This window comes from Bacillus sp. RZ2MS9, from assembly GCF_001816185.2.
Classification (GTDB): domain Bacteria; phylum Bacillota; class Bacilli; order Bacillales; family Bacillaceae_G; genus Bacillus_A; species Bacillus_A cereus.
The window spans coordinates 1,213,108-1,239,599 of the sequence record NZ_CP049978.1 but is presented as its reverse complement, the minus strand read 5'-3'; the positions used below and the strand labels follow the sequence as shown (position 1 = coordinate 1,239,599).

Sequence of the window (26,492 nt, the reverse complement as noted above, 5' to 3'; positions counted from 1 at the left end):
ATTTCATACTACAGAAATCGGCCTACGTTTTAGCAGGAAAATTATTGCGAATCGTTTCAAGCGCATGCTCTTTCACAATTTGTTTTCCATACTCACTTACACGATGAATTGTTAAAGTTGATTCTTCTCCATATTCTAAAATAATACTTAAAATACGATCGATTTCTTCTTCATCATGTAGCACTTCATCGAATTCCACATATACATAATAGCGGTTCTCAAATGAATACAGCTCATCTTTTATATCTTCAAAGATAAGACGATGACTTAATGAAATGACATCTTCAAAATCATTAAACTTAATTAAAAAGCCAAACGTACCATCTTCATTAAAGTTTGTTCCTGTTTGTTCTTCTACCTCTTCGACTAATTCTTGCTGGAATAATGATTCGATGCCTTCATCTAGAGGAATATCTATAATTTTGTCTACCCCTATCGGTAGTTCCAGCTTTTGCCCGTCCTTTGAAAGCTCTGCTTTCGTGACAAGTACTTCAATCCCTTTATCGACTGCTTGCACTTGAATCCATAACGGCCCATCAATAAAGAAATCGTCATGATCACGAGCTTCGTCCATCATCTCCCAAAAGAGCTCTTCACTTCGTTCGCGATCATACCAAATCTCTTCACGATTAAATCCTCTATCCTCTATATCAATGTACGTAATAAAAAATTTCATCGTATGATCATTAATTCTTTCAATATCCAAAATACAACTCTCCCTTCCTGCTTAGAATTGTTATGAAGGGATTCCCCACTCATATGACAAATCAATAGATTCTTGTACTCTCATTTTATGATAAGATTCTCCAGAATGGAAATAAAATCGATTTATTTTACAAAAATAGTTATATGCCTATCTTTACTCGATAAACTACATAAATATATTATTATAGCGATTTCTTACTTACAAAAAATTTGGACATACATTTCCACATTCCCCCGTACACTGTAATAAAGTGAAACTTCTATTAGAAGAGATTATTTAACAACAACTTTCTTCATCACATACATATAGTTCGCTTATTAAAACATCATAAATGGAGGCAGACGAATGGACTTAGAGTTTTTAACATCCGTACTAATGATTGTCGGTATCGATGTTGTATTAGGTGGTGACAATGCAATCGTCATCGCACTAGCTAGCCGAAATTTACCTGAATCGAAACGAAATAAGGCTATTTTGATCGGTACTCTTTTAGCGATTGTACTAAGAATTGTCCTTACTATACTAGCTGTCTATTTACTCGACATTCCATTTCTACAATTGATTGGCGGGGTTTTACTTACATTAATTGCAGTCAATTTATTAACCGATAATAGCAACGATCTTTCTTCTATTCAAGGAAAAACAACTTTATTTCAAGCTGTGCGGACAATTGTTTTCGCGGATCTCGTTATGGGGTTTGATAATGTTATTGCCATTGCAGGTGCAGCTCACGGGAGATTTTTACTCGTCATAATCGGCTTACTCATTTCTATCCCGATTATTATTTGGGGCAGCAAACTTATTTTAATACTTATGGAACGATTTCCATTCCTCATTTATTGCGGTGCAGCGATTCTTGCCTATACTGCAGGAAAAATGGTTACACATGAAGACAGACTTGCAACCTTTTTTCATAACAATCCAAGTTTCACTGCAAGCATTCCTTATTTGTTCATTTTCACTATTTTATGCATCGGCTTTATTGTACAACAAGTTCGATTACGCAATGTGAAACATTAAAAAAAACCTTCTACTATATAATAGGTAGAAGGTTTTCATATTATTATAATTAATTTACAAGACGTTGTGCTTCACGTAATTGGAACGTTCTTACTGTACGTGGTAAGAAACGACGAATTTCGTCTTCGTTGTAACCAACTTGAAGGCGTTTCTCGTCAATCATAATTGGACGACGTAAAATCCCTGGATAGTCACGAATCATCTTATATAAATCTTGAAGTGGTAAAGACTCTAAGTTTACATTCAATTCTTGGAAAACTTTCGAACGAGTAGAAATAATCTCATCCGTTCCGCTTTCTGTCATACGTAAAATCTCTTTAATTTCCTCAATCGTTAATGGATCTGAGAAAATATTACGTTCTGTATAGGGAATATGATTTTCCTCTAGCCATAATTTCGCCTTTCTACAAGACGTACAGCTTGGAGAACTATATAATGTTACCATACAAAGCTCACTCTCCTTAAAGAGTACAAATTCTGTACTAAATACAGTTTTAATTTCTAACTTCAGCAATTTTTCGTGATAACTTGTCTTATTGAAAAGTACAAAAATCACATTTCATGTAAGCAACAACTTATAATAAACAACAATTACTTTTAATAAGTAACTTCTATAATCATTATACAATAGATTTTGCAAGAAATATACAGTAAATTTCCTGCTAGTTGAGAAAACTCTCCCGTGTATTTCACTGCTATGTAACATGATTACGCTCATTTCAGCTGTACTTTAACAATAACTTTCAACCCTTTTACTACTCACTTCCCATAGATTTTTCATATAATATATAGTTATTTATCTATAATCTTCCCTATGAAAAAGAGAACGTTTTCTTACTTTTTCTTGATAAATCAATTAAGAAATGTAAGACTATACAAATGAGAATAAAAAGGAACATTTGTTCTTATTTTAACAAATATCCTCCCTCCTGTCTACATGATTTCTAAAGTAAATTAAATATTTTTCTGACATTTCTTTCTTTTTCATTTTTTATCTCATACAATAAACATACAGACAGGCAAAGGGGGAGTTTTCAAATGATTGCTTTTTTTATTGATTTTATTACGGTTGCTGCCCTCATCATCGGAATAACAGCATTGATTGGTGTCATTACAAATAGCATCGGCGAAAAGCTCTTTGGTGGAAAAGAAAAAATGAAGTTTGTTAACAAAAGTTTGGATGTACAATCTGGCTGGAACCAAGTTGGCGGAAACGGCATTTATAAGAAACGAACGTATTAAAAAAAGCAGGTGATCACCTGCTTTTTTTCTTATTTCTCTACTGACGCCCATTTAAAGCTTAAATCGCCGCCATATTTATGGTTATACATATTTTTAATTGAATCTCTTTGTAAATATGCTCTACCACGTTGATATACTGGAACGATCGCAGCATCATCAAGTAACATTTTTTCTGCTTCTAATAAGTTCTTCCAACGAGCATTTACATCGCTTCCATCTTTTTTCGCCTTCATAATGATTTCATCGTATTTTGGATTAGAGTACTTCATCTTATTTTGTGACCCATCTGTTACAAACATATCAAGATATGTAATTGGATCTGGGAAGTCCGCACTCCATCCAGAGAATGACATGACATAATCGCCCGCATCTTCTAATTTTAGTTTTTGTGCGAATGGTTGTTGTTTAATTTTTACTGTTAAACCTGGTAAATTCTTTTCTAATTCACCTTTTAAATATTCACCAGTTTTCTTTGATAACTCTACATCTTCATTTAATAATTCTAATTCGATTTCATTTTTACCAAGTTCTTTTTTACCAGCTTCCCAATATTTCTTCGCTTCTTTCACGTTTGGTTTTACAATATCCCCGTTTACAGCACGGAAATCTTTTTTATCTGGTCCTTTAATGAAGTTATCAGGAATTAATCCTGTCGCTGGCTTAGAACCGTTATTTAATAATGTATCCACGAATGGCTTACGGTCAAAAGCAAGTGAAATTGCTTTACGAATATTTTTATTTGCTAAAGCTGGATCTTTTTGATTTAAACGAAGGAAGAATACAGATGTATCTTCTACTGTTTGGAAATCTGGTTTTCCTTTATATTTATCAATAAACTCCGCTAATAACGACGCTCGATCAATTGCATTTGTTTCATATAAGTTAATTGGCGTAGATGTATCTTTTACAATATTAAAGTTTACTTCTTCAATCTTCACTTCTTTATTGTCCCAATATGACGCGCTCTTTGTCATTTTAAAGCTACGTTCATGTTGCCAATCACTTAATGTAAATGGCCCGTTATAAAGCGTTGTATTCGCTTCCAAACCAAACTTCGTACCTTGCTCTTTCACAAACTTTTCATTCACAGGATAGAAGATTGGATATACCATTAAATCTACAAGGTATGGAATTGAATTATCTAATTCCACTTCTAATGTATAATCATCAATCGCCTTTACCCCTAATTGATCCGGACTCATCTCTTTTTTATTAATTTTCTCTGCATTTTTTATATCATACATAATGTACGCTGATTTCGCAGCTGTATCTGGGTTAATCGCTCTTTGCCATGCATATACGAAATCTTTTGCCGTCACAGGCTCACCATTTGACCATTTTGCGTCTTCACGTAATTTAAATGTATATTTTTTACCATCTTCTGATTTTTTGAATTCCTTCGCTACACCAGGAACTAGCTTATCATCTTTTCCTAAACTGTATAAGCCTTCCATCGTATTAGTCATTACTCTTGAAGAAACTGCATCAGCTGATAACGCTGGATCCATCGTTGGAATTTCTTGTGTTTCAATTAAGTTAATAACTTGCTTCGCGCCGCTTTTTCCGCTATCCCCTTTAGCGTTTGCTTGCGATTCATCTTTTTGATAGCTACATGCCCCTAACATCATGCTCATCGCTACTGTTGATGCTACAAAAACTGGTATCTTTTTTTTCATACTTCCACCCTCCAAAAAAAATGTTAACCCTTTCATTTTCAAACAAAAAGAAATATATATATGTTCTAATAATTCATATTATACACACAAATATATTTTTTGTATATTTATATTTCTATTTCATTAAAATTTTTCGTTAAAAAATATACCTTTGTAAACGTTTCATATTGCTGATTATTCATACTAAAGTGTTAAAAATAATATTTTTTATACTTTTCTAAATTATCAGAGAAAAATGAATTTTATATCTCATAATATTTTATGTATAATTATCCTTTTGTTTTTATCATAAAATAGCACTCTCTTCATAATAAAAATATGTAGGCTAAAATGAGTGCAAAGGTTAAGAAAGTATGTTACGATACATTTTGCTAAAAATAGATATCGGTAAAGAGGGGACGGACATGGCAGCAATTCAGGCAAAAAACGGGCCTACTGAGAAATTAAGTTTATTCTTATTAACATGGCCTATTTTTCTAGAAGTTTTTCTTTTTATGTTAATGGGGATCGCTGATACTTTCATGTTAAGTGCATTATCAGACGATGCTGTATCTGGGGTTGGTGCAGCGAATCAATATCTTCATATTGCGATTTTGGTATTAGAAGTCATCGGGAACGGCGCTGCTATCGTTGTATCTCAATACCTCGGTTCCAAACGCTTTATGGAAGCATCTAAAATATCAGCATTAGCCGTCACATTAAATTTAATAGTTGGGCTCGTTATAAGCGCTGGTTTTCTTTTATTTTCGAAACATATGATGCTCGCAATGAACTTACAAGGCGATGTACTAACGTATGCGCAAAACTACTTATCTATCGTCGGAGGAGCCATCTTCCTACAAGCTATTATTAACTCATTAGCCGCAATTATCCGTGTACACGGTTTTACAAAGCAAGCGATGTTTATTTCACTCGGAATGAATATGATTCATATCGCTGGAAACTACGTACTCATTTTCGGGAAATTTGGTTTCCCTGAGCTCGGTGTACAAGGGGCTGCAATTTCTTCCGCTATCAGTCGATTGATCGCACTTATTGTTTTCTTCTGGTTACTATACCGCGTTATGGAATATCGTGTGAAATTACAATATTACTTCACTTTATCCAAAGAATACATTGGGAAAATTTTAAAAATTGGCATTCCATCTGCATTTGAACAAGTGATGTATCAAGCTTGTCAAATCGTCTTCCTTTATTACGCAACGTACTTAGGAACGGAATCATTAGCTGCTAGACAATACGCTACTAACATTTCCATGTTCACTTATTTATTTGCAATTGCAATTGGTATGGGAACAGCCATTATTATTGGCCGCCTCGTTGGTGGTGGCGAAAAAGATGAAGCATACGAACGCTTGTGGAAAAGTGTAAAATGGGCGATTGGTGTAACTTTATGTATGGTCGCTCTCGTTATTACATTCCGTACACAATTAATGGGACTGTTTACAGATAATCCGTACATTATCGGGTTAGGCGCAAGTGTTCTTTTACTAAGTGTACTACTTGAAACGGGACGTACGATGAACATCGTCATCATTAATTCGCTTCGTGCAGCTGGTGATGCAAAATATCCTGTTTTAATCGGTGCATTCTCTATGGTGTTAATGAGTTTACCACTAGGTTACTTTTTCGCCTTTCATTTAGATATGGGGCTCGTTGGTATTTGGCTAGCAATCGCCATCGACGAATGGACACGTGCCATTATTATGTTCTTCCGCTGGAAAAGTAGAGCATGGGAGCGTTATGCACTTGTTAAACCTGAAGAACAAGAGGAGAATGTTTCTGTTCAAGTTCAGTAATTTTGCATATGGATATCACTAATGATACATGAGATTTATATCGGCGATTCTTTAAATATATCGACTGACCGACAAATGTATACAATTCTTTTATCAATAAGAAAAAGAGCCATCCTTCCATAACAGAAGAATGGCTCTTTTTCTTATTGATAAATCTCTTTATATTTCTTGTACTCCGCTTCCGAACATAGTACGAAATGTCCTGGGCGAATTTCACGCATTGTTGGTGCTTCACTACCATAATTATGCTGTGATGGATCATATACGATACGTTTACGATTGCGCTCATAATCTGGATCTGGAAGTGGAATCGCTGATAATAGTGATTTCGTATATGGATGAATTGGATTCGCATATAATTCATCACTTGTTGTTAACTCAACGATTTGGCCACGGTACATTACACCAATACGGTCACTAATGTATTTTACCATTGATAAATCATGGGCGATGAATAAGTATGTTAAACCTTTTTCTTTTTGTAGCTTTTTCAGTAAGTTTACAACTTGCGCCTGAATCGATACGTCAAGTGCTGAGATCGGCTCATCGGCAATGATAAATTCTGGATCTACAGCAAGCGCTCGAGCGATACCGATACGCTGACGTTGTCCACCTGAGAATTCGTGTGGGAAACGGTTTGCGTGCTCTTTATTTAAACCAACTGTGTTTAATAGTTCATGAACACGGTCCATGCGCTCTTTTTTACTTTTCGCTAGTCCGTGAATATCGATACCTTCTGCAATAATATCCCCTACTGTCATACGAGGGTTTAATGATGCATATGGATCTTGGAAAATCATTTGCATTTTACGGTTGAATTTCTTCAGCTCTGCGCGTGATTTTTTACCATGTACATTTTCACCATCGAATAACACTTCACCAGCAGTTGCATCATATAAACGAATAATCGTTCTTCCAGTTGTCGATTTACCACAACCTGATTCTCCTACAAGACCAAATGTTTCTCCGCGGTAAATATCAAATGAAATATCATTAACCGCTTTGACAACACCACCACTCACGTCGAAGTGTTGCTTTACATTTTTTACTTCAATTAATTTCTCACGTTGTTTAGTCATGTTGTTCACCTGCTTTCATTTGAAGAATGCGTTTTTCAACGACTGCCGGCGGTTTTACTTCTGGAGCTTGCTCGTGAAGTAACCAAGTTGCCGCATAGTGCGTATCACTTACTTTAAATAAAGGTGGGTCCATTTCAAAATCAATTTTCAGTGCCTGTGGGTTACGTGGTGCAAAAGCATCTCCCTTTGGCGGCTTCAATAAATCTGGAGGCGTTCCAGGGATTGCATATAACTCTTCTTCTGAACCATCTAAACTTGGCATAGATGCGATTAAACCCCAAGTATATGGATGTTTCGGATTGTAGAAAATTTCATCTACAGTTCCAATTTCAACAACTTTACCAGCGTACATAACTGCCACTCGGTCCGCAACGTTTGCTACTACACCTAAGTCATGCGTAATGAAAATGATTGCTGCTTCTGTTTTTTGCTGAATGTCTTTCATAAGTTCTAAAATTTGCGCCTGAATCGTAACGTCTAGCGCTGTTGTCGGCTCATCGGCAATTAATAATTTCGGGTTACAAGCTAACGCCATCGCAATAACTACACGCTGTCTCATACCACCTGAGAATTGGTGAGGATATTGTTTTAAACGAGCTTCTGGATTTGGAATACCTACAAGGTCAATTAACTCTAAAGCAACTTTACGTGCATCTGCTTTACTCATCCCTTGGTGTTTAATTAGACCTTCCATAATTTGATTTCCAATTGTCATCGTTGGGTTTAATGATGTCATTGGATCTTGGAAAATCATCGCAATATCTTTACCGCGTACTTGCTGCATTTCTTTTTCTGTTAATTTTGTTAAGTCACGACCTTCAAATACGATTTCACCATTTTTAATGCGTCCAGGAGGATTCGGAATTAATCCCATTAACGCTTTAGAAGTAACTGATTTCCCTGAACCAGATTCTCCTACAATCGCCAATGTTTCTCCTTTTTTCAAATCAAAAGTAACGCCGCGTACAGCTTGTACTTCACCTGCATGTGTATCAAAGGAGACTTGTAAATCTTTTACCTCTAACAATGTTTTCATCTTTGCCTCTCCCCTCTTTTACTTACGCATTTTTGGATCTAACGCGTCGCGTAATCCGTCTGCCATTAAGTTAAACGCTAAAATTAATATACTGATGACAACCGCAGGGATGAACATCATATGCGGATACGTTTGAATAGATTTATAACCATCATTTACAAGAGAACCTAGTGACGCAAATGGTGGCTGAATTCCTAAACCGATGAAACTTAAGAACGCTTCACCAAACACCGCTGATGGAATTGTAAACATCGTCATTACGATAATAGGTCCCATTACGTTTGGAATTAAATGTTTCACAATTAATTGTGTATTTGTTGCACCTAATGTACGAGATGCTAATACATATTCTTGGTTTTTTAACTTTAAGATTTGTCCACGAACAATACGCGACATCCCTATCCAACCTGTAATCGCCATCGCAAGTGTAATTGACCAAATACCAGATCCCATAATGATTACCATTAAAATAACGATGATTAAGTATGGAATACCGTTAATAATCTCCATAATACGTTGCATAATGTTATCTACTCTACCGCCGTAGAATGCTGAAATACCTCCGTATGCAACCCCAATTACTAAGTCAATTGCTGCCGCTAAAAGAGCGATATATAATGATACGCGTGTACCTTCCCATGTTCTTGTCCATAAGTCACGGCCAAGGTCATCTGTACCAAACCAGAAGTACTCTTTAATATCACGTTTTTCATATTGGTCAACACCATATTGATCTGTACCGTCAAATGGTAACCAATGAACATTTTCAATAACTGGAATTTTTGGTGGTAATTTCGCACGACCTAAATCTTGCTCTTTATACGAGTGTTTACTTACCATCGGTCCAAAAATCGCTAATAGCGCAATGATAACTAACAATACAAGGCCAAGCATCGCACCTTTATGTTGGAATAAACGTCTTCTTACATCTTGCCAAAACGTTAAGCTTGGACGGGCAATGACTTCATTATCAACATTATTTTGATTGGCTTGTTGAAATAAATCTGGAGATAATTTTTGTACATCTTTCATCATTTTTTCCCTCCCGCTAAACGAATACGAGGATCAATAATTCCGTATAAAATATCGACAATGAAAATAACTAAAATGAAGATCGCACTATAGAAAATCGTAGTTCCCATAATAACTGTATAGTCATTTAAAGTAATCGATTTAACGAATTGTTCCCCAAGTCCTGGTACAGCATAAATTTGCTCGATAACAAGTGTTCCTGTAATTAATGCCGCAACCATTGGTCCTAAAATTGTTACAACTGGAATTAACGCGTTACGAAGTGCATGTTTGACAATGATAACGCCTTGGCTAATTCCTTTCGCTTTCGCCGTTAAAATGTAATCGGCTTGCATAACTTCAATTAATTCTGCACGAGAGAAACGTGCGATTGTCGCGATAACTCCCATCGATAATGCAATTGTAGGCATTACAGTAAACTCTGGTCCTTTCCAGAATGCTACTGGGAACCAGCCTAGTTTTACCCCTACGAAATATTGCAGTAATGCGGCGAATACGAATGATGGTACCGACATTCCGAGTACCGAAATAACTGTTGCACTATAATCTACCCACGTATTATTACGAAGTGCGGCAACAATACCTAAAATTAAACCGATAAATGTTCCTAATATAATCGCTTGTAAACCTAATTGGGCTGATGGTCCAATACGATCCACAATCATGTCTGTTACTGGGCGGTTATCATATTGGAATGATACCCCTAAATCACCTTTTGCTAAGTTACCTAAGTAACGTGCATATTGAACTGGTACCGGATCATTCAATCCGTATTTTTCAAGAATGATTTCTTTTTGTGCCGGTGATAGCTTCTCCTGGTTTTTAAGCGGAGAACCCGGAAGTAATTTCATCAAAAAGAAAGTCATTGTAGTAATTAAAAATAATGTCAAAGCCATGTACACGAAACGTTTTAATACATAACGTCCCATAGTCAAGCACCTCCCCGTTTTTCTCAAAAGCAATAAGATAGTTTAAAATATTCTTACTTTTATTTTTTTAAAATAAGAGCATATGCCCATCATAGGCATATACCCTTGTAAACGATGGAAAAAAAAGATTATTTTTGTTCAACAGATGCCCATTTGTAAGTTAATTTACCACCATAGTTAATTGGGATAATATCTTTTACGGCACCTTTTACTACATACGCTGAACCTTTTTGGAAGATTGGAGTGATAACTGCATCCTCTTTAATTAACATCTTCTCTACTTCTAGAAGGTTGTCCCAGCGAGCTTGTAAATCTTTTGTATCTGTTTTAGCTTTTAGGATTAACTCATCATATTTCTGATTAGAATACCCTGTTTTATTTTGAGAACCATTCGTAACAAACATATCTAAATATGAGATTGGATCTGGGAAATCTGGTCCCCAAATACCAAATGCAATATCATATTGCTGAGAATCTTCTAATTTATTTTTTTGTGCGAATGGTTGCTGTTTAATTTTAATTGATAAACCTGGTAAGTTCTTTTCCATCTCACCTTTTAAGAATTCCCCAACTTTTTTAGCATCTTCATTATCAAAGTTTAAGAATTCTAGTTCGATTTTATCAGTTCCAAGCTCTTTCTTCGCTGTTTCCCAAAGCTTTTTTGCTTCTTTTGGATTTGTTTCAACTAGCTTTCCATTTTCAGCTCGGAAATCTTTTTTATTTGGACCTTCAGCGAAATCTTTTCCAACAAATCCGTAAGCTCCAATTGCGCCGTTATTTAAAATAACTTTTGCAATGTTATCACGGTCAAAGGACATTGAAATTGCTTTTCTTAAGTTTTTATTACTTAAGTACTGATTACTTTGATTAAATCTTAAGTAAGCAACCCCTGCCTCTTTTCTTGTTTGGAACTCTGGGCTTTTTCTAAACTTATCAACAAATTCAGACGTTAAAGCCGCCCGATCAATCGCGTTTGTCTCATATAAATTTACATCAGTTGCTGTATTTTTTACAATATTAAAGTTGATTTCTTCGATTTTAACCGTTTTATTATCCCAATATGAAGGATTCTTCTTGAATTGGAAACTTTGTTCATGTTTCCAATCACTCATAACGAATGGACCGTTATATAATGTTGTATTTGCCTCTAAACCAAATTTATCACCTTGTGCTTTTACAAAGTTTTCATTTAGTGGGTAAAATACTGGATAAACTGTTAAATCGATAAAGTAAGGAACGGGATTGTCTAATTCTACTTCTAATGTATAATCATCAATCGCTTTTACACCTAATTGGTCAGCAGGTAATTCTTTTTTATGAATTTTCTCTGCATTTTTAATATCGAACATAATGTATGAATACGTTGCTTTTGTATCTGGATTTACTGCTCTTTTCCATGAATACACAAAGTCTTTAGCTGTTACAGGTTCCCCATTCGACCATTTCGCATCTCTTCTTAATTTAAATATGTATTTCTTCCCATCATCTAGCTTTTCGACATCTTCTGCAACTCCAGGCATTCTCTTTTGATCTTTGCCAATACGATATAAACCTTCCATCGTATTATTTAATGCTGTAGAAGATGAAGAATCAGATGCTAATGATGCATCCATTGACGGAATTTCAGATAACTCTGTTAAATTAAGAATCTGTTTTCCGTTACTACTACTCGTAGCGTTCTCTTTCCCTTTTGCTTTTGCGTCATCTTTTTGGTAGCTACACGCGCTAAGCAACATACTTGCAGTTAAAGTTGATGCAAGTAATAACGGTATCTTTTTCTTCATGTTGTGTTGCCTCCCCTAATTGCACTTCCTGTACCCTCACTTGTTAAAAAGTAGAATTGAAAGAATAATCTCCAAGTTTCTACAATTTTCATTATACATATAATATAACAATTGTGAATATAGTTTTTTGTTTTTTTGTTAAAATTTTTAATAAAATATTTATATTTTTAATTTTTCGTAAAGGGATACATTAACATTGCTACCATCATCTTAAAATCAGACCTTTAATTGCGTATAATTTTCAAAAAATTAATCCTAGTACTTATTATAGCTTTTATAGTATAATAATTCTAGTAATATTTTGACGGAGGGGAATATTTTGAATAAAGTTTTTTTTCATACTTGTATACTAATTTTTATAGCGATGATTGCTTCTAGTATTGGTGCATTCCTCATTTCATCTCAATTTTTGTTGAACTTTGTCAACATTTTGTTTTATATTGCACTGTTTTTTATTCTTATCGGCGGTTTTTTATACATATTTCAAAATGGTTTTTTCAATGTAACCATTTACGCATTCCAAAGAGTATTTGGTACGAACAAAAAGATTGACTCTTTAATTGAAGAAGTCGAGGAACCTACAGATAAGAAAGAACGTATTTATAAAACATATTCATTCAAATGGACATATCCAATTTGTATTACAGGTATCTTCCTTGGGTTGTTCTCGACCCTCATTAGCTTTACTATTTTGATGTAGTTTGCAAACACTATCCCATATGATATAATAATCAGCAAAACATTTTGTTATAAAACTTTAGTTCTTTCATATTAAAAGAGCTCAAGTAACAATAAATAAATTTATATGTATGCGATGATAAAGAAGAGTACATATTGAGGCAATTTCAGAGAGCTTGTGGTTGGTGTGAACAAGTAATTGTACAGTATGGAATGGGCTTTTGAGCACCAAACCGAACCGAAAGTAGTAGGCTTTGGCGTTATATCCTAACGTTATTATGGATTAGAGAGATTTCACAGTAGTGAAATAATTAGGGTGGTACCGCGGTCCATTCGTCCCTATAGTTTTTGGGATGAATGGGCTTTTTTGTTTGCCTTCTCTCCCCCCATCACGCATTCAATTTTAGGAGGAATTACTTATGTCAGTTATCTTTTCTGGTATTCAGCCAAGTGGAACGATTACACTTGGAAACTATTTAGGCGCAATGAAGCAGTTTACAGAGCTTCAAAATGAACACGACTGTTATTTCTGTATTGTAAACCAACATGCGATTACAGTACCTCAAGATCCCGTCGGACTTCGTAAAAACATCCGCAGTCTTGCTGCACTTTATGTAGCATGCGGCATCGATCCTGAAAAAGCTACTTTATTTGTACAATCAGAAGTACCAGCACACGCTCAATTAGGATGGATCATGCAATCTGTTGCTTACGTTGGAGAATTAGAACGTATGACGCAATATAAAGATAAAGCATCAGGTAGAGATTCAGTTCCAGCTGGATTACTAACGTACCCACCATTAATGGCTGCTGATATTTTACTTTACAACACTGAAATCGTGCCTGTTGGTGATGACCAAAAGCAACATATGGAATTAACACGCGACCTAGCAGAGCGTTTCAACAAACGCTTCCGTGAAGTGTTCACAATTCCTGAAATTCGTATTCCAAAAGTAGGCGCTCGCGTTATGTCATTAACAGAACCTACGAAGAAAATGAGTAAATCTGATCCGAATCCAAAATCAATGATCAGTATGCTTGATGAACCAAAAACAATTGAAAAGAAAATTAAGAGTGCTGTTACTGACTCTGAAGGTATTGTGAAATTTGATAAAGAAAACAAACCTGGTATCTCTAACTTATTAACAATCTACTCTTCATTCTCTGGAAAAACAGTTGAAGAAATTGAAGCAATGTACGAAGGAAAAGGATACGGCGACTTCAAAGGCGACCTAGCGCAAGTAGTCGTAGAAGCAATTCGTCCAATCCAAGACAAATATAACGAACTAATCAACTCACCAGAACTAGACGAAATTCTAGACAAAGGTGCAGAAAAAGCAAACCGCGTTGCATTCAAACAACTACGCAAAGTAGAAAACGCAATGGGACTAAGCAGAAAACGTAGGTAACATATAAAGTGGAAGCGGCTCGTTCAGAATGTGAGGGGAATGGAGCTCCTGACGTAGAGGCGCTTTTTGCCTCGCAGGAAGGCGCGAAGCCACCGAACATTCTTGCCGCTGGAGCTGGATTACATATAAAGCGGAAGCGGCTCGTTCAGAATGTGAGGGGGATGGAGCTCCTTCCTGCGAGGCGCTTTTTGCCTCGCAGGAAGGCGCGAAGCCACCGAACATTCTTGCCGCTGGAGCTGGATTACATATAAAGCGGAAGCGGCTCGTTCAGAATGTGAGGGGGATGGAGCTCCTGACGTAGAGGCGCTTTTTGCCTCGCAGGAAGGCGCGAAGCCACCGAACATTCTTGCCGCTGGAGCTGGATTACTACAAAATTAAAAAACCGCCAATTGGCGGTTTTTTAATTTACCTTTTGCTCATTTTCCATTTCCCATAACTTTTCAAAAAATGGCTGTCCTTTTACGAGACGCTCGCATAATTGTTCATGCTTATCAGACCAGCCTGTTTTCGCTTCATCATACAGCTTAACCCAAATATCTTCAAATTCCATATGTTGAACCATTCCATATGCTGATGGATCCCACTCTGTGAACCAATAGCGAATTTCTGCTGTATTTTTCGTTGTATGTAATTGATCTAACGCCATAAATAATAATTGTTTTAGCTGTCTTTCTTTACGAGTCAAGCCATTCATAATGAAAGGCGATGGTGATAAAATGTGATGTTCTTTTTCTGTTTCTTCTACTTGGAACTCATACTTTTCTGCTTGTACATTTTCTACCATCTCATATACCATCTGCTCTTGACGTGGTATAAGTCTGCTTTTGCGAATTGGTACATTGTAACCAATTGTGTCAATCGCAATAATTCCTTTTCCATCTGTAACAACAAAGCAATACTCTTGCTGCAAACGTTCATGATTTTTACGAATATAAGCCTTATGATGTACGTCTTCCAGCATTTTTTGCGGAAGCTCTAACAATTCGTTCTCGATGTAATGATATAATGTGGCATCTACTTTTAATAATGGCACTTGATCTAATAGCTCAATCGTATCATCTTTCCGCCATTCGTAAAAATGACAAACGTTATACCCATTTTCTTCACCTTCAAACCAATTTACCCATACATCATGTAGATATAACATTCACTACCCCTCACTTCACTACTGTTTGTACCAATCATTATGTTCATTTTTGCTTAACTTTATTCCACTTGAGGAAATATATTCTAATTATTATTTTTTCTTCTATTAATACTAAAAAAACAGGAAATAGAACTCCTGTTTTTTTATATATGAAATGTACTTGCTTTATTCAATATTTCTTTTGCATCTATAGATAATAAAGAAAGTGTATCTTCTCCTTCCAAAGTTACACAATCTTTGACAATATGAAATCCAAGCGCATAGCCAAGCATCTTCGGATAAGAGTGAAAGCCATTTAATAAGATGTCATGTTCCCTTGTTCCTCGTTTTATACTTATTCTTTCATGTACAATATTTTTCCAATAATAAATAGCCTCTTCCTTTGAAAAATACGCCGTCCACGGTGCATTGTTTTTTTCTGTATACCTTTCTGTTACTGCTTGTTCAGCTAGCCCTTCCATAATCATCGTATCAAGTAATGTATATTCTGTTTCTTTCGTCTCAATTTGATGTAACCTGCATATGTGATGATATTCATGCGCTAATAACACTTTTAATTCTTCTACCGAATTCCGTCCACATACGAATAAGAAAATAACATGACGCATAGATAATCCAGCCCTACCGTTATACTCTTCTTGTACAGTTCGATTATAGGAATCTGATAATAAAATAAAGACAGGGACATCTGGACCTTTTAACCAGTTTTTCAGTTTATCATACTCCAGGCTCAATTCTTTCCAAATTTCCTTTTCCTCTAATTCTTTAATTTCCTTTTCTCCGCGCATGATCGGGCGATACATCCCTTTTGAAATTAAAAAGCGATACAACCTTTCTTTTGGCAACGGAATATACTTCGTAAATTTCTCACAAAGTTTTTCTGGCCGCCCATAATATAAATGTAGCCATTCAGCTGTTTCAACAATCCCCATCTTTATCCCTCCTTTTTCTTATGTATATGCTACAGGAGAAAAAGGCGTAAAAATAAATAAGGAGTTTTTTCGCAATATATTGCGAAAAAACTCCTTATTTCATCTATTATTTATACGATTTAAATACTAACACTGCGTTATGACCACCGAATCCTAATGAGTTACTTAATACTGCATTTACTTCTTGGTGTCTCGCTTGATTCGGTACGTAATCTAAGTCACATTCTGGATCTGGTGTCTCATAGTTAATTGTTGGCGGAATTACTCCGTCTGTAATTGATTTAATAGAGAAAATCGCTTCAACAGCACCAGCTGCTCCTAATAAGTGACCTGTCATTGATTTCGTTGAGCTAATCGCTACTTTATACGCGTGCTCACCGAAAGTTTCTTTAATTGCCATCGTTTCATATTTTTCATTCGCATCCGTACTTGTACCATGCGCATTAATGTAATCAATATCTTCTGGCTGTAGGCCTGCATCAGCTAAAGCTTGACGCATTGCACGCACTCCGCCTTCACCACCAGGAGCAGGCATTGTAATATGGAACGCATCTCCAGTTGCACCATAACCAGCAATTTCCGCGTAAATGTGAGCACCACGCGCTAATGCGTGCTCTAATTCTTCAAGAATTAGAATACCTGAGCCTTCACCCATTACAAAACCGCTACGGTTTTTATCAAATGGACGGCAAGCCGTTGCTGGGTCTTCATTAAATGTTAATGCTTTCGCTGAGCTAAATCCTGCGAATGCCATACTTGTTAGCGGTGCTTCTGCTCCGCCTGTAATCATTGCATCAGCATCACCACGCTGAATTGCTTTAAATGCATCACCAATTGAGTTTGCACCAGATGCACAAGCCGTTACAGAACAAGTGTTAATTCCTTTTGCTCCTGTTGCGATTGATACTTGACCTGCTGCCATATCCGGAATCATCATCGGTACGAAGAATGGGCTCACGCGGCGTGGGCCTTTCTCAGTAAAAATCTTAAATTGTTCTTCGTATGTTTCCATACCGCCAATACCTGATCCAATCCATACACCAATTCGAGGTCCGTTTTCTTCTGTAATTTCAAGCTTTGCATCTGCAACTGCCATTTTCGCTGCTGCTACTGCATATTGTGTAAAGCGGTCCATACGGCGCGCTTCTTTTTTATCAATATATTTCTCGACTTCAAAGTCGTTAATTTCTGCTGCTACTTTTGCTGGAAATAGTTCCGGATCAATTCTTGTAAGTCGTCCGATTCCAGATACACCCTTTTTAATGTTTTCCCATGCTGTTTCAACATCTGTTCCGACCGGTGTAACAGCTCCTAGTCCTGTAATTACGACCCTCTTTTTTTCCATACAAAATACACTCCTTTTTTTCTCTCAGTCCTTATTTACCCCAACGAAGAGCGACTGCTCCCCATGTTAATCCGCCACCAAAACCAACAAGTATAATTAAATCACCATCTTGAATACGTCCATTTTGCAATTCCTCTACCATTGCAATTGGAATTGAAGAAGCTGATGTATTACCAAACTTTTCAATTGTCATACTCATTTTTTCTTGTGGTAAATTTAATCTCTCTCTTGCAGATTCCATAATACGAATATTCGCTTGATGCGGTACTAAGAAATCCACATCCTCTTTTGTAAGACCAGCCTTATCCAGCACGCGAAGACAAGATTCACCAAGTTGACGAACGGCAAATTTAAAGACTTCTCTGCCATTCATCATAACATACTCGTCTTGATATAGATGCTTACCGCCGCTTCCGTCTGCTCCTAATTCGAAAGATAGAACGCCTCTTCCTTCTGAAACTGCTCCCATTACGATAGCACCGGCTCCGTCTCCAAATAATACCGCTGTATTTCGATCATTCCAGTCTACAATTTTAGATAGCTTATCACTACCAACTACTAATACGTTTTTATAAGTCCCCGTTTGAATAAATTGCTGCGCTGTAATCATTCCGTACATAAAACCAGCGCATGCTGCACCTACATCCATTGCAGCTGCATGTTTCGCTCCAATCGTTTCTTGAATGACACAAGCTACTGCTGGAAACGCACGATCTGGTGTTACTGTCGCCACTAAAATAAGATCGATATCTTCTCCGCTAACCCCTGCATCTTCAAGTGCTTTTTTTGCAGCCTCTACGGCCATATATGAAGTATCTATTGTATCATCGGCAATGCGTCTTTCTGCAATTCCCGTTCTCGTACGAATCCATTCATCGGATGTATCCATTATTTTTTCTAAATCGTGATTTGTGACTACTTTTTCTGGCACATATCTTCCGATCCCTAAAATGCCCACGTTCACATCGCAGCCCTCCGTTTTATATCAATTATTATGACTTGGTACTAATTTTAAAACATAAATGTATTTTTGTCTAGAATATATTTCGCATAAAACAGAAAGCTAACGCATTATCCACTTTATTTTTCATTAAAAGAAACAGAAACATACCTCTCAAATATAAAAAGACTCAAACCGCTTCTGTTCACGGTTCGAGCCTCTCTTCCATCTAAAAAGATGCTTTTTATTCTTTATCTGCTTTTCTTCTAAACTAGAGAGTTCTCCTCACTACCTTTCCTTTATCCTCTTCATATCTCTGGTTTTCCCCCATGCCCATCAACTTAAAGTATGGAAATACAATGAACTTTCGTTCATATAAACAAAAATGCCCTTAAAATGTTTTGTATCCCTAAAAATGTGCATACCAAATAAACTCAGATAGGTATCACTTTTAAAAATTATGCAGCTTTCTTTTGTTTTTTTAACCCATTATACTCATAGACAACACCTAAAATATCAAAGACTGTCTTTTTCTCATATCTGTGAGATTTCCGTCCATTTTTTTGTAGGAGGTTGAACAGGCGGACTAAGATCTTTGTTATTTCTTGGGTGTTTTGCCGTATGGCTTGATATAAAATGTGTAAATGATCTTGAATCATTCCAATGGCTTTATATTCACTTAATTCTTGTTTCTTCTTTTGTAAAATTAATTGGCGCATTTTAAACATAGTAGAAGAACATAAAAAAATGGCAATGAGTTTTCCATAAACATGACATTCTAATCGCTCTTGTTTAATATTTTGCCAATGATGAATTTGAAATAGGGATTTCCATGTTTTAAACACAATCTCTATTTGCCAACGGAGAGAGTAAAAATCATGGATTTGTTTCATCGGAATAATCTCCCAAGGTGTATTGGTAACATATAAGTTCATGCCAGTTAATCGTTTGCTTTTTTCCGAATACGTAATACCCTTTTTACTTTCCGTATACACTTGTTTTTTCATACGCTCACGAATTTGTTTTTCTGTTAATCAATACATAATTACCCGAGTGAATAGTTTTTTATCCTTTCCAATATAAGCTTCTTTTATTTCATAGGACTGTCCTGGTTTTAAGGTATCATGTGCTCTAAATCAACTTTGATGTATTGAGATTGTTTTTTATTGTCCCATTTCGAAAGTATTCAGGAAATTCATTTTTGACATATACCCTATTGTTTAATTTGAGTCGCGATATATAATACACGCCACGTTGATCCATTTGATCTAAATCATCCAGTGAATAATAGCCTAAATCCCGAATACATAGGTCACCAGGGTGTAATGTCGATAAACACTCTGTTCCAAAGGTTTTATCATTATTTTTCCCTGGTTCCACTTGGAAATTTAAAAATTGACCACTATGTAAATCATATTCTAACTGGATTTTTATACCCGCTGTTTGAGCACAACCTCCCAATCCAGGATACACACTAGCTAAATGCTTTGGCACCTGAAAAATCGTTGCATCTAAAATACGAATTCGTTGAAAATAGGAGATTGAAGAACTAGGAATCACTGATGTTTCACAAATTTTAGTTTTTAATAACGAAGAGAAAATATATTTTAAAAAGCAAACAGCTTTTTTATTGAAACGCTTATTGAGTCCTTCTGGACTCATAATTGTTCCTGTAACAGCATGAAGTTGACTACACAGTCGCACTAAAGAATCACTCGCTACCCGTTGACTAATCCAGACACAGATAGCAGCTAAATCATGACCTGAAAACTTACGTTTTCGTTGTACAAAACCTAGTTCTCTAGCAAGATTTTCTAAAAATGAAGGAGTAAGATGTTCATATAATTCTTCAGCAAATAATTGTAGTTCGTTTTGAATCGAAAGATTCATAAAAAATGTCATCCTTTCTGTACATTTTCACAAAAAGAATAACGCTTTTTTCGTTATATGGATATGAAATTATTTTAGCTTGATAGCGATGTGACGCTACCCCACGTAATACAAAAAATACAAATCAAAATTTTCCAAATGAATCTCTAATTGATATAATACTTTATAGATATAATTAACATTCTGTTCATATTAAAAAATTGAAAAGAGGTGGGACTTTAAAACGTTTTGAAATTTTCCATCTAATTATACTAAAGTTTAGTGGTGAAACTAATATGAATCAATGGCTAAGTAATAATAAAAGAGCAGATCACTATTTTGGCGGTTGCATATTAAAGTTTTTGTTAGGTATGAGTCTTATTTTTATATTTATTATATATCCTATTTATTGGATTTTTTTTCAAGAAATCGAAAGACCTCTTTTAAAAGATACGTCACCAAACCAAGTAAATCAAATAAAAATTACAGGGATTGCATATGGACATATCTCAGATGATAAATACATAAAAATTTACTTTAAAGAAAAAGAAAAACTTGTAGAGAAAACAAAAGTAAGGGTAGTTAATTTTAATATAGCTAATAATCCAGATCTTTATAAAATTTCATGGAAAGATAACACTAAAGCTTCAATATTAATGAAATTTGAATATGAAACTAAAACGTTAGAATATAATTTCGAAACTGGAAAAATAAGCGGATATATCAACAGTACAAATAATAACTTATTATGACCTAATATCCAAAAAATCCAACTTTCTCAAATAGGGGTAGCACCACATCACCATCAAGCTAAGGTTTTGAAGTACACACTAAATGAAAATTCTCTTTCTCCACAATTAGTTATTTTGAGAATTCAACTCATTTTTTCTTTTTGGGGTATTTACTTTTCTTAAGTTGATGGGCATGTGGTTTTCCCCCAGGCGAGAATAAAAAAGGCCCTGACCGCTTCTATCCACGGTTCGGGCCTCTCTTCCATCTTAAAAAGATGCTTTTTATTCTTTATCTGCTTTCCCAAGCTCGTAAGCTTCGTTCATAACTTTCATTAACAACTCTAACACCGGCTGTGCCTTCTCCATATCAAGTGCAATTCCATTATCATCTAAAATTGCCTTTGCTTCCGGTAAATGCTTCATTGCAATTTGTAAAAACTGCATGCTTTTTTCGTTCATATTATACTCTTCCTCTCCATTAAAACTTTCACATACAATAGTGTAACACGCGTACTACCCTTCGTATAACTCTTTATATTTTTTCATGTGTGCCAGTTGCTTATTTAAACCGTATTCTAACGGAGTATTTCTTTTTATCGAAATTACTTCGATAGCCTCATCTCTTACTTCGCTATTATTTTTATTTACTTTATCATCCGCGCGTAAAAGATTCATACCTTTTTCCCATAATGACTGTTTACCACTAAGTAAATTGTATATACCAAGATGCGCCCCGTTCGTTCCATGTTCCCATAAGTATTCACATACATCTTCAACGTAAAGTAAATCATTCCCCTTTTCCTCAATCGTACAACGCCACTCTTTTTCAACTAATTCTGATAAAATAAGCTGATGAAACATCATAAAGGACGGTTGCCACGGTCCATATAATGTTGGAACTCGAAATACACTATATTGTAAATTCCCTTTTTTCAATCCTTCTTCTACTTTCAAAAATAGGCGCTTATTTTCGGATTCATCTGTACTGCCTACTTCAATAGAAGAAATTAAATTTAACTTCACTTTTTGTTCTTCACACATTCTTATAATTCGCTTTAAATATTGTAATATGACTCTTTCATTCCGAAATCCACTTTGCTGATTTGGCTCATATAAGCAAAAATAAACAGTATCGAATCTCTCTTCCTCAACCGATCTCCATCCATCTTCATCTCTTATCGAATAATACGTAAATAACGCATTTCGCCCAATTAATAATAACTTCTCTTCATTAATTTTGGTCATACTATCGAATTCATCAAAATCAAGACCATAGACTTCCACTTCTTCTGCAATCATTTTATTTACAAGGTGATAACCTACAAACGTAAGTGCACCTATTATCAGCACGCGTTCCATACCACCAACCCTTTCCCTCTGAAACAAATAGCTCCTCATTTATGTATATGGGAGCTTCATAATTCTTCTTCATATTTTTTAAAGAAATCAGTCGTTTGCCTAACCATTTTATATTTCACATCTTGCAGATGGAACAAGACAGAAGTATCACATTGATTTAGTTGCCTCATTTTCTCATATCTACGCAACTGCTGTTTTCTTCCTCTTTTTTCTTGTGTTGATACGAAAATTTTAACAGGTACACAAGATGGAAGAAGCGTAAATGATTTCTTATTTATTTTTGATTCTAATTCTTCTTCTTTGGCATCATACGCCAAACTTAATTCCTTCACGAGTCTCTTGTAAAAAAATTTATGCTCTTTCTCAAAACTTACATATTCTGGTAAATCCAAACACGGATTTAGCATAACAACAGAACGAATACATTCAGGATATTTGTTCATCATTTCAAGTGCTACAAGCGCTCCCATACCATCTGCCATAATGTGCATTTTCGCATTTAACGTCTCTTTTCTCAAAACAACATCATATAAACGTTTTGCCAGACGAACAGATTGATCGTTTCCCCAATGTCTTCCGTATAAATTAGAGGAAAAGACCGTGTAGCCTTGTTCAATAAGACCATGTAAAAAATAAGATTTACCCGCATGTTGTGTCCATAAACTTGTACCATTCTCAATAAAGTAGTTATAATCACCGAGGAGCATAACAGAAAATCCATTTGGCTTCTCCGGTAAATAAATGACACATGGTTCTTTTTCTAAGTAAAAAAAACGTTCCGTAATACTCATTTTTCCCCCGCCTTATTTTCTAAACATATAAAAGTACTCTTTTATAATGTATGAACGGAATGCAAATTTGCGTTGAAAAATCTACAAATATTTTTCTATATTCTTTTTTCAATTGTGTTACAATAAGGACAGATTGAACGAATAGAGGTGTAAAATATGCGTTTCATTTGGGCATTAATTTGGTCGTTCTTACTTGTACATATGATGAGCTATGTAATCGGCTCTATGACTGGCGGTACATACGACTTTAACCAAGCGTCTATTTTCTCAGTTGTTCTTGCTGTGTTAGTACTAGCAATTTCAGCTGCAATTCCAAACGAGCCAGTAGAACAACACTAAAAAAAGAGTCCGGATTTTATCCGAACTCTTTTTTATTTTTATTTCACATGAACGACTAATTCGTTATTTTCTACATCAACAACTACGTGACTATTGTCAGTAATTGTTCCTGCAATTAATTCTCGTGCTAATTTCGTTTCCACTTGACGCTGTACGTATCGTTTTAATGGACGAGCTCCGTACATTGGGTCGAAACCAGCTTCTACAACAAATTCTTTTGCTGCATCTGTTAATTCTACTGTAATGTGACGGTCAGCTAGACGACCTTGTAGTTCTTTTACAATTTTATCAACAATGCCTTTAATTTCATTCGTTGTAAGAGGTTTGAATAAAATAATTTCATCAACACGGTTTAAAAATTCAGGGCGGAAATGTCCTCTTAATTGTCCCATTACAAGATCTCTTGATTCCTCTTTAATCGAACCATCTTCTTCTAATCCATCTAGTAAATGAGCAGATCCAATATTTGAAGTCATAATAATAACTGTATTTTTAAAGTCCACTGTACGACCTTGCGAATCTGTAATGCGCCCATCATCTAACATTTGTAATAAAATGTTGAATACTTCTGGATGTGCTTTTTCAATTTCATCTAATAAAACAACGGAATATGGTTTACGTCTTACCGCTTCTGTTAATTGACCACCTTCCTCATATCCTACATATCCAGGAGGTGCACCAATTAAGCGTGACACTGCGTGTTTCTCCATATACTCAGACATGTCAATGCGAATCATTTGCTCTTCACTATCGAATAAAGACTGCGCTAACGTTTTTGCAAGTTCTGTTTTACCAACACCTGTTGGTCCTAAGAAGATGAAAGAACCAATCGGGCGGTTCGGATCTTTAATACCAGCGCGAGCACGAAGAACTGCGTCTGACACTAAGCTTACTGCTTCCTCTTGTCCGATGACACGCTCTGATAAGATTTGCTCTAAGCGTAATAATTTCTCGCGTTCACCTTCCACGAGTTTCGCAACAGGAATACCCGTCCAGCGTGAAACAATATCTGCAATTTCTTCTTCACTTACTTCCTCACGTAATAAACGATTTTCTTGTTTATTATGCGCGCCCATTTCTTCCGCTTCTTTTAACTCTTTTTCAATTGCTGGAATTTTCCCGTGACGAAGTTCGGCTGCTTTATTTAAATCGTAATTACCTTCTGCTTCTTCTAATTCACGACGCAGACGTTCTAAATGTTCACGTAAGTCACGAACTTTGTGAATGTCTTCTTTTTCTTTCTCCCACTTTGCTCTCATACCACTTGCAACTTCTTTTAAATCCGATAATTCACGTTGCAATGTTTTTAGACGCTCTTGGCTACCACGATCCGTTTCTTTTCCAAGAGCCGCTTCTTCAATTTCCAGCTGCATAATGCGGCGCGTTACTTCATCTAATTCTGTTGGCATAGAATCGATTTCTGTACGAATTGTTGCACACGCTTCATCAACAAGGTCAATTGCTTTATCAGGTAAGAATCGATCTGAAATATATCGATCTGATAAAACTGACGCTGCTACAATCGCACGGTCATGAATATTTACACCGTGATAAATTTCAAAGCGTTCTTTTAATCCACGTAAAATTGAAATTGTATCTTCAACAGTTGGTTCTTCTGCTAATACTTGTTGGAAACGTCTTTCTAGCGCTGGATCTTTCTCAATATATTTGCGATATTCATCGAGCGTCGTCGCCCCGATACAATGCAGTTCACCACGCGCAAGCATCGGTTTTAACATATTTCCTGCATCCATGGCTCCTTCTGTTTTACCAGCTCCAACTATTGTATGAAGTTCATCAATGAATAATAAAATGCGTCCTTCACTCTTTTTAATTTCATTTAATACAGCTTGCAGACGCTCTTCGAACTCACCACGGAATTTCGCACCAGCTACGAGTGCACTCATATCTAACGCAAAAATCGTTCTATCTTTCAATCCTTCAGGTACATCCTTTTTCACAATACGCTGGGCTAGCCCTTCAACGATTGCTGTTTTACCAACACCTGGCTCCCCAATTAAAACCGGATTGTTTTTCGTTTTACGTGAAAGAATACGGATTACACGTCGTATTTCACTATCACGGCCGATTACAGGATCGATTTTCCCTGCTCTCACTTCCGCCACTAAATCACGACCATATTTTTCTAACGCTTCATAAGTTGCTTCTGGATTTTGACTCGTCACTCTTTGATTCCCCCGAACTGTCATTAAAGACTGTAATAAGTTATCTTTCGTAATATGCAATCTTGTAAATAATTGATTTATATCGCCTTTTTCTTCAGAAAAAGCAAGCAACACATGTTCTACTGAAATGTAATCATCCTGCAGTTTTTCTGCTTCTTTCCCTGCTCTTACAAGCAGTTGTTGCAGAGCGCTCGTTACATACAATTTTCCAACTTCTGCACCGCTCCCCGTTACAGAAGGTTTCTTTTTAATTAAACTTTCAGCACCTTGCTTTAATGCTTCTATATCAACATTCATTTTTTGAAATATACGTACTGCTAATCCATCTTGCTCTTCTAATAATGCAAGTAATAGATGAACAGTATCCACCTCTTGGTGATGATGAGATACCGCTAAAGATTGGGCACTCATAATCGCCTCTTGTGTTTTTGTTGTCATTTGATTTAAGTCCATCTTTACAGCC

General features: G+C 35.9%; 23 protein-coding genes, 1 pseudogene and 1 other annotated feature. Of the genes and pseudogenes, 7 read left to right on the top strand and 17 right to left on the bottom strand.

Annotated features, from left to right (window positions below):
• Positions 1-22 precede the first annotated feature (22 nt).
• A complete protein-coding gene (gene mecA / locus BHV55_RS06355; RefSeq protein WP_000350716.1) occupies positions 23-706 on the bottom strand; it encodes an adaptor protein MecA in 684 nt (227 codons plus the stop codon).
• A 345-nt stretch (positions 707-1,051) separates the two neighbouring features.
• On the opposite strand from mecA, the gene BHV55_RS06350 reads away from it, so the two are divergent.
• Positions 1,052-1,726 (top strand): TerC family protein, encoded by a 675-nt coding sequence (locus BHV55_RS06350; protein ID WP_000362615.1) that lies wholly within the window; start codon positions 1,052-1,054, stop codon positions 1,724-1,726.
• Positions 1,727-1,775: 49 nt separating this feature from the next.
• Here BHV55_RS06350 and spx read toward each other — a convergent pair whose 3' ends face one another.
• Positions 1,776-2,171, bottom strand: a complete 396-nt coding sequence (spx, locus tag BHV55_RS06345; RefSeq protein WP_000258267.1) for a transcriptional regulator Spx — start codon at positions 2,169-2,171, stop codon at positions 1,776-1,778.
• A gap of 593 nt (positions 2,172-2,764) precedes the next feature.
• On the opposite strand from spx, the gene BHV55_RS06340 reads away from it, so the two are divergent.
• The gene (locus tag BHV55_RS06340; RefSeq protein WP_070757207.1) at positions 2,765-2,968 is read left to right on the top strand and encodes a hypothetical protein; all 204 of its coding nucleotides are present in this window, start codon (positions 2,765-2,767) and stop codon (positions 2,966-2,968) included.
• 29 nt (positions 2,969-2,997) lie between these two features.
• Here BHV55_RS06340 and BHV55_RS06335 read toward each other — a convergent pair whose 3' ends face one another.
• Positions 2,998-4,644: a peptide ABC transporter substrate-binding protein gene (locus BHV55_RS06335; RefSeq protein ID WP_000727250.1), complete on the bottom strand. Its 1,647-nt coding sequence runs from the start codon at positions 4,642-4,644 to the stop codon at positions 2,998-3,000.
• Positions 4,645-4,997: 353 nt separating this feature from the next.
• On the opposite strand from BHV55_RS06335, the gene BHV55_RS06330 reads away from it, so the two are divergent.
• Positions 4,998-6,443 carry an MATE family efflux transporter gene (locus BHV55_RS06330; RefSeq protein ID WP_048568763.1) on the top strand — a complete coding sequence of 482 codons (1,446 nt, stop codon included), beginning with the start codon at positions 4,998-5,000 and terminating at the stop codon, positions 6,441-6,443.
• A 143-nt stretch (positions 6,444-6,586) separates the two neighbouring features.
• Here BHV55_RS06330 and BHV55_RS06325 read toward each other — a convergent pair whose 3' ends face one another.
• The 5 genes from BHV55_RS06325 to BHV55_RS06305 form a co-directional block, all read right to left on the bottom strand.
• Positions 6,587-7,522, bottom strand: coding sequence for an ABC transporter ATP-binding protein (locus BHV55_RS06325; protein WP_000166348.1), 936 nt, complete (start codon positions 7,520-7,522; stop codon positions 6,587-6,589).
• Positions 7,515-8,558 (bottom strand): ABC transporter ATP-binding protein, encoded by a 1,044-nt coding sequence (locus tag BHV55_RS06320; RefSeq protein WP_000854346.1) that lies wholly within the window; start codon positions 8,556-8,558, stop codon positions 7,515-7,517. Before BHV55_RS06320 ends, BHV55_RS06325 begins: the two co-directional genes overlap by 8 nt.
• Positions 8,559-8,576: 18 nt before the next feature.
• On the bottom strand, positions 8,577-9,593 hold the full coding sequence (gene opp3C, locus BHV55_RS06315; RefSeq protein ID WP_000974106.1) for an oligopeptide ABC transporter permease: 1,017 nt from the start codon (positions 9,591-9,593) through the stop codon (positions 8,577-8,579).
• On the bottom strand, positions 9,590-10,519 hold the full coding sequence (opp3b, locus tag BHV55_RS06310; RefSeq protein ID WP_000534172.1) for an oligopeptide ABC transporter permease: 930 nt from the start codon (positions 10,517-10,519) through the stop codon (positions 9,590-9,592). Before opp3b ends, opp3C begins: the two co-directional genes overlap by 4 nt.
• Positions 10,520-10,647: 128 nt before the next feature.
• Entirely contained in the window at positions 10,648-12,303 is a 1,656-nt protein-coding gene (locus BHV55_RS06305; protein WP_000727219.1) for a peptide ABC transporter substrate-binding protein, read from the bottom strand.
• Positions 12,304-12,622: 319 nt separating this feature from the next.
• On the opposite strand from BHV55_RS06305, the gene BHV55_RS06300 reads away from it, so the two are divergent.
• Together BHV55_RS06300 and trpS are read left to right on the top strand one after the other, a co-directional pair.
• Positions 12,623-13,003 (top strand): DUF3899 domain-containing protein, encoded by a 381-nt coding sequence (locus BHV55_RS06300; protein ID WP_001044997.1) that lies wholly within the window; start codon positions 12,623-12,625, stop codon positions 13,001-13,003.
• A gap of 105 nt (positions 13,004-13,108) precedes the next feature.
• Positions 13,109-13,325, top strand: a binding site (T-box leader).
• 75 nt (positions 13,326-13,400) lie between these two features.
• Complete coding sequence (gene trpS / locus BHV55_RS06295) at positions 13,401-14,390, top strand: tryptophan--tRNA ligase (RefSeq protein WP_000110985.1); 990 nt, start codon at positions 13,401-13,403, stop codon at positions 14,388-14,390.
• 400 nt (positions 14,391-14,790) lie between these two features.
• On the opposite strand, the gene BHV55_RS06290 is transcribed toward trpS, so the two are convergent.
• The 5 genes and pseudogenes from BHV55_RS06290 to BHV55_RS06270 form a co-directional block, all read right to left on the bottom strand.
• Entirely contained in the window at positions 14,791-15,537 is a 747-nt protein-coding gene (locus BHV55_RS06290; protein WP_000966128.1) for a YjbA family protein, read from the bottom strand.
• A 143-nt stretch (positions 15,538-15,680) separates the two neighbouring features.
• The gene (locus tag BHV55_RS06285) at positions 15,681-16,469 is read right to left on the bottom strand and encodes a DUF2268 domain-containing putative Zn-dependent protease (protein ID WP_070757209.1); all 789 of its coding nucleotides are present in this window, start codon (positions 16,467-16,469) and stop codon (positions 15,681-15,683) included.
• 106 nt (positions 16,470-16,575) lie between these two features.
• Positions 16,576-17,814 carry a beta-ketoacyl-ACP synthase II gene (gene fabF / locus BHV55_RS06280; RefSeq protein ID WP_000412656.1) on the bottom strand — a complete coding sequence of 413 codons (1,239 nt, stop codon included), beginning with the start codon at positions 17,812-17,814 and terminating at the stop codon, positions 16,576-16,578.
• A 31-nt stretch (positions 17,815-17,845) separates the two neighbouring features.
• Positions 17,846-18,778 carry a beta-ketoacyl-ACP synthase III gene (gene fabH, locus BHV55_RS06275; protein ID WP_070757210.1) on the bottom strand — a complete coding sequence of 311 codons (933 nt, stop codon included), beginning with the start codon at positions 18,776-18,778 and terminating at the stop codon, positions 17,846-17,848.
• Between the two features lie 434 nt (positions 18,779-19,212).
• A pseudogene (locus tag BHV55_RS06270) lies at positions 19,213-20,644 on the bottom strand (IS4 family transposase).
• A 275-nt stretch (positions 20,645-20,919) separates the two neighbouring features.
• On the opposite strand from BHV55_RS06270, the gene BHV55_RS06265 reads away from it, so the two are divergent.
• Positions 20,920-21,375, top strand: coding sequence for a hypothetical protein (locus tag BHV55_RS06265; RefSeq protein ID WP_070757211.1), 456 nt, complete (start codon positions 20,920-20,922; stop codon positions 21,373-21,375).
• A gap of 261 nt (positions 21,376-21,636) precedes the next feature.
• Here BHV55_RS06265 and BHV55_RS06260 read toward each other — a convergent pair whose 3' ends face one another.
• Genes BHV55_RS06260 through BHV55_RS06250 form a run of 3 tightly spaced genes read right to left on the bottom strand, consistent with a single transcriptional unit; the run spans position 21,637 to position 23,504 of the window.
• Complete coding sequence (locus tag BHV55_RS06260; RefSeq protein WP_001986215.1) at positions 21,637-21,813, bottom strand: ComZ family protein; 177 nt, start codon at positions 21,811-21,813, stop codon at positions 21,637-21,639.
• A 54-nt stretch (positions 21,814-21,867) separates the two neighbouring features.
• The gene (locus tag BHV55_RS06255; protein WP_016109546.1) at positions 21,868-22,740 is read right to left on the bottom strand and encodes an NAD-dependent epimerase/dehydratase family protein; all 873 of its coding nucleotides are present in this window, start codon (positions 22,738-22,740) and stop codon (positions 21,868-21,870) included.
• A 29-nt stretch (positions 22,741-22,769) separates the two neighbouring features.
• A complete protein-coding gene (locus tag BHV55_RS06250) occupies positions 22,770-23,504 on the bottom strand; it encodes a lipase family protein (RefSeq protein ID WP_000028691.1) in 735 nt (244 codons plus the stop codon).
• Between the two features lie 156 nt (positions 23,505-23,660).
• On the opposite strand from BHV55_RS06250, the gene BHV55_RS06245 reads away from it, so the two are divergent.
• Positions 23,661-23,843, top strand: coding sequence for a YjzD family protein (locus BHV55_RS06245; RefSeq protein ID WP_001211116.1), 183 nt, complete (start codon positions 23,661-23,663; stop codon positions 23,841-23,843).
• Between the two features lie 38 nt (positions 23,844-23,881).
• Here BHV55_RS06245 and clpB read toward each other — a convergent pair whose 3' ends face one another.
• Positions 23,882-26,482 (bottom strand): ATP-dependent chaperone ClpB, encoded by a 2,601-nt coding sequence (gene clpB / locus BHV55_RS06240; RefSeq protein WP_000365401.1) that lies wholly within the window; start codon positions 26,480-26,482, stop codon positions 23,882-23,884.
• Positions 26,483-26,492 lie beyond the last annotated feature (10 nt).

Coding starts and splice junctions, on each gene's coding strand:
- BHV55_RS06330 (WP_048568763.1), top strand. CDS start 4,998: ATGTTACGATACATTTTGCTAAAAATAGATATCGGTAAAGAGGGGACG.
- BHV55_RS06265 (WP_070757211.1), top strand. CDS start 20,920: ATGAATCAATGGCTAAGTAATAATAAAAGAGCAGATCACTATTTTGGC.
- BHV55_RS06285 (WP_070757209.1), bottom strand. CDS start 16,469: ATGGGGATTGTTGAAACAGCTGAATGGCTACATTTATATTATGGGCGG.
- opp3C (WP_000974106.1), bottom strand. CDS start 9,593: ATGATGAAAGATGTACAAAAATTATCTCCAGATTTATTTCAACAAGCC.
- BHV55_RS06320 (WP_000854346.1), bottom strand. CDS start 8,558: ATGAAAACATTGTTAGAGGTAAAAGATTTACAAGTCTCCTTTGATACA.
- opp3b (WP_000534172.1), bottom strand. CDS start 10,519: ATGGGACGTTATGTATTAAAACGTTTCGTGTACATGGCTTTGACATTA.
- BHV55_RS06350 (WP_000362615.1), top strand. CDS start 1,052: ATGGACTTAGAGTTTTTAACATCCGTACTAATGATTGTCGGTATCGAT.
- trpS (WP_000110985.1), top strand. CDS start 13,401: ATGTCAGTTATCTTTTCTGGTATTCAGCCAAGTGGAACGATTACACTT.
- BHV55_RS06335 (WP_000727250.1), bottom strand. CDS start 4,644: ATGAAAAAAAAGATACCAGTTTTTGTAGCATCAACAGTAGCGATGAGC.
- BHV55_RS06325 (WP_000166348.1), bottom strand. CDS start 7,522: ATGACTAAACAACGTGAGAAATTAATTGAAGTAAAAAATGTAAAGCAA.
- BHV55_RS06340 (WP_070757207.1), top strand. CDS start 2,765: ATGATTGCTTTTTTTATTGATTTTATTACGGTTGCTGCCCTCATCATC.
- BHV55_RS06305 (WP_000727219.1), bottom strand. CDS start 12,303: ATGAAGAAAAAGATACCGTTATTACTTGCATCAACTTTAACTGCAAGT.
- fabF (WP_000412656.1), bottom strand. CDS start 17,814: ATGGAAAAAAAGAGGGTCGTAATTACAGGACTAGGAGCTGTTACACCG.
- BHV55_RS06290 (WP_000966128.1), bottom strand. CDS start 15,537: ATGTTATATCTACATGATGTATGGGTAAATTGGTTTGAAGGTGAAGAA.
- clpB (WP_000365401.1), bottom strand. CDS start 26,482: ATGGACTTAAATCAAATGACAACAAAAACACAAGAGGCGATTATGAGT.
- BHV55_RS06260 (WP_001986215.1), bottom strand. CDS start 21,813: ATGAACGAAAAAAGCATGCAGTTTTTACAAATTGCAATGAAGCATTTA.
- BHV55_RS06245 (WP_001211116.1), top strand. CDS start 23,661: ATGCGTTTCATTTGGGCATTAATTTGGTCGTTCTTACTTGTACATATG.
- BHV55_RS06250 (WP_000028691.1), bottom strand. CDS start 23,504: ATGAGTATTACGGAACGTTTTTTTTACTTAGAAAAAGAACCATGTGTC.
- spx (WP_000258267.1), bottom strand. CDS start 2,171: ATGGTAACATTATATAGTTCTCCAAGCTGTACGTCTTGTAGAAAGGCG.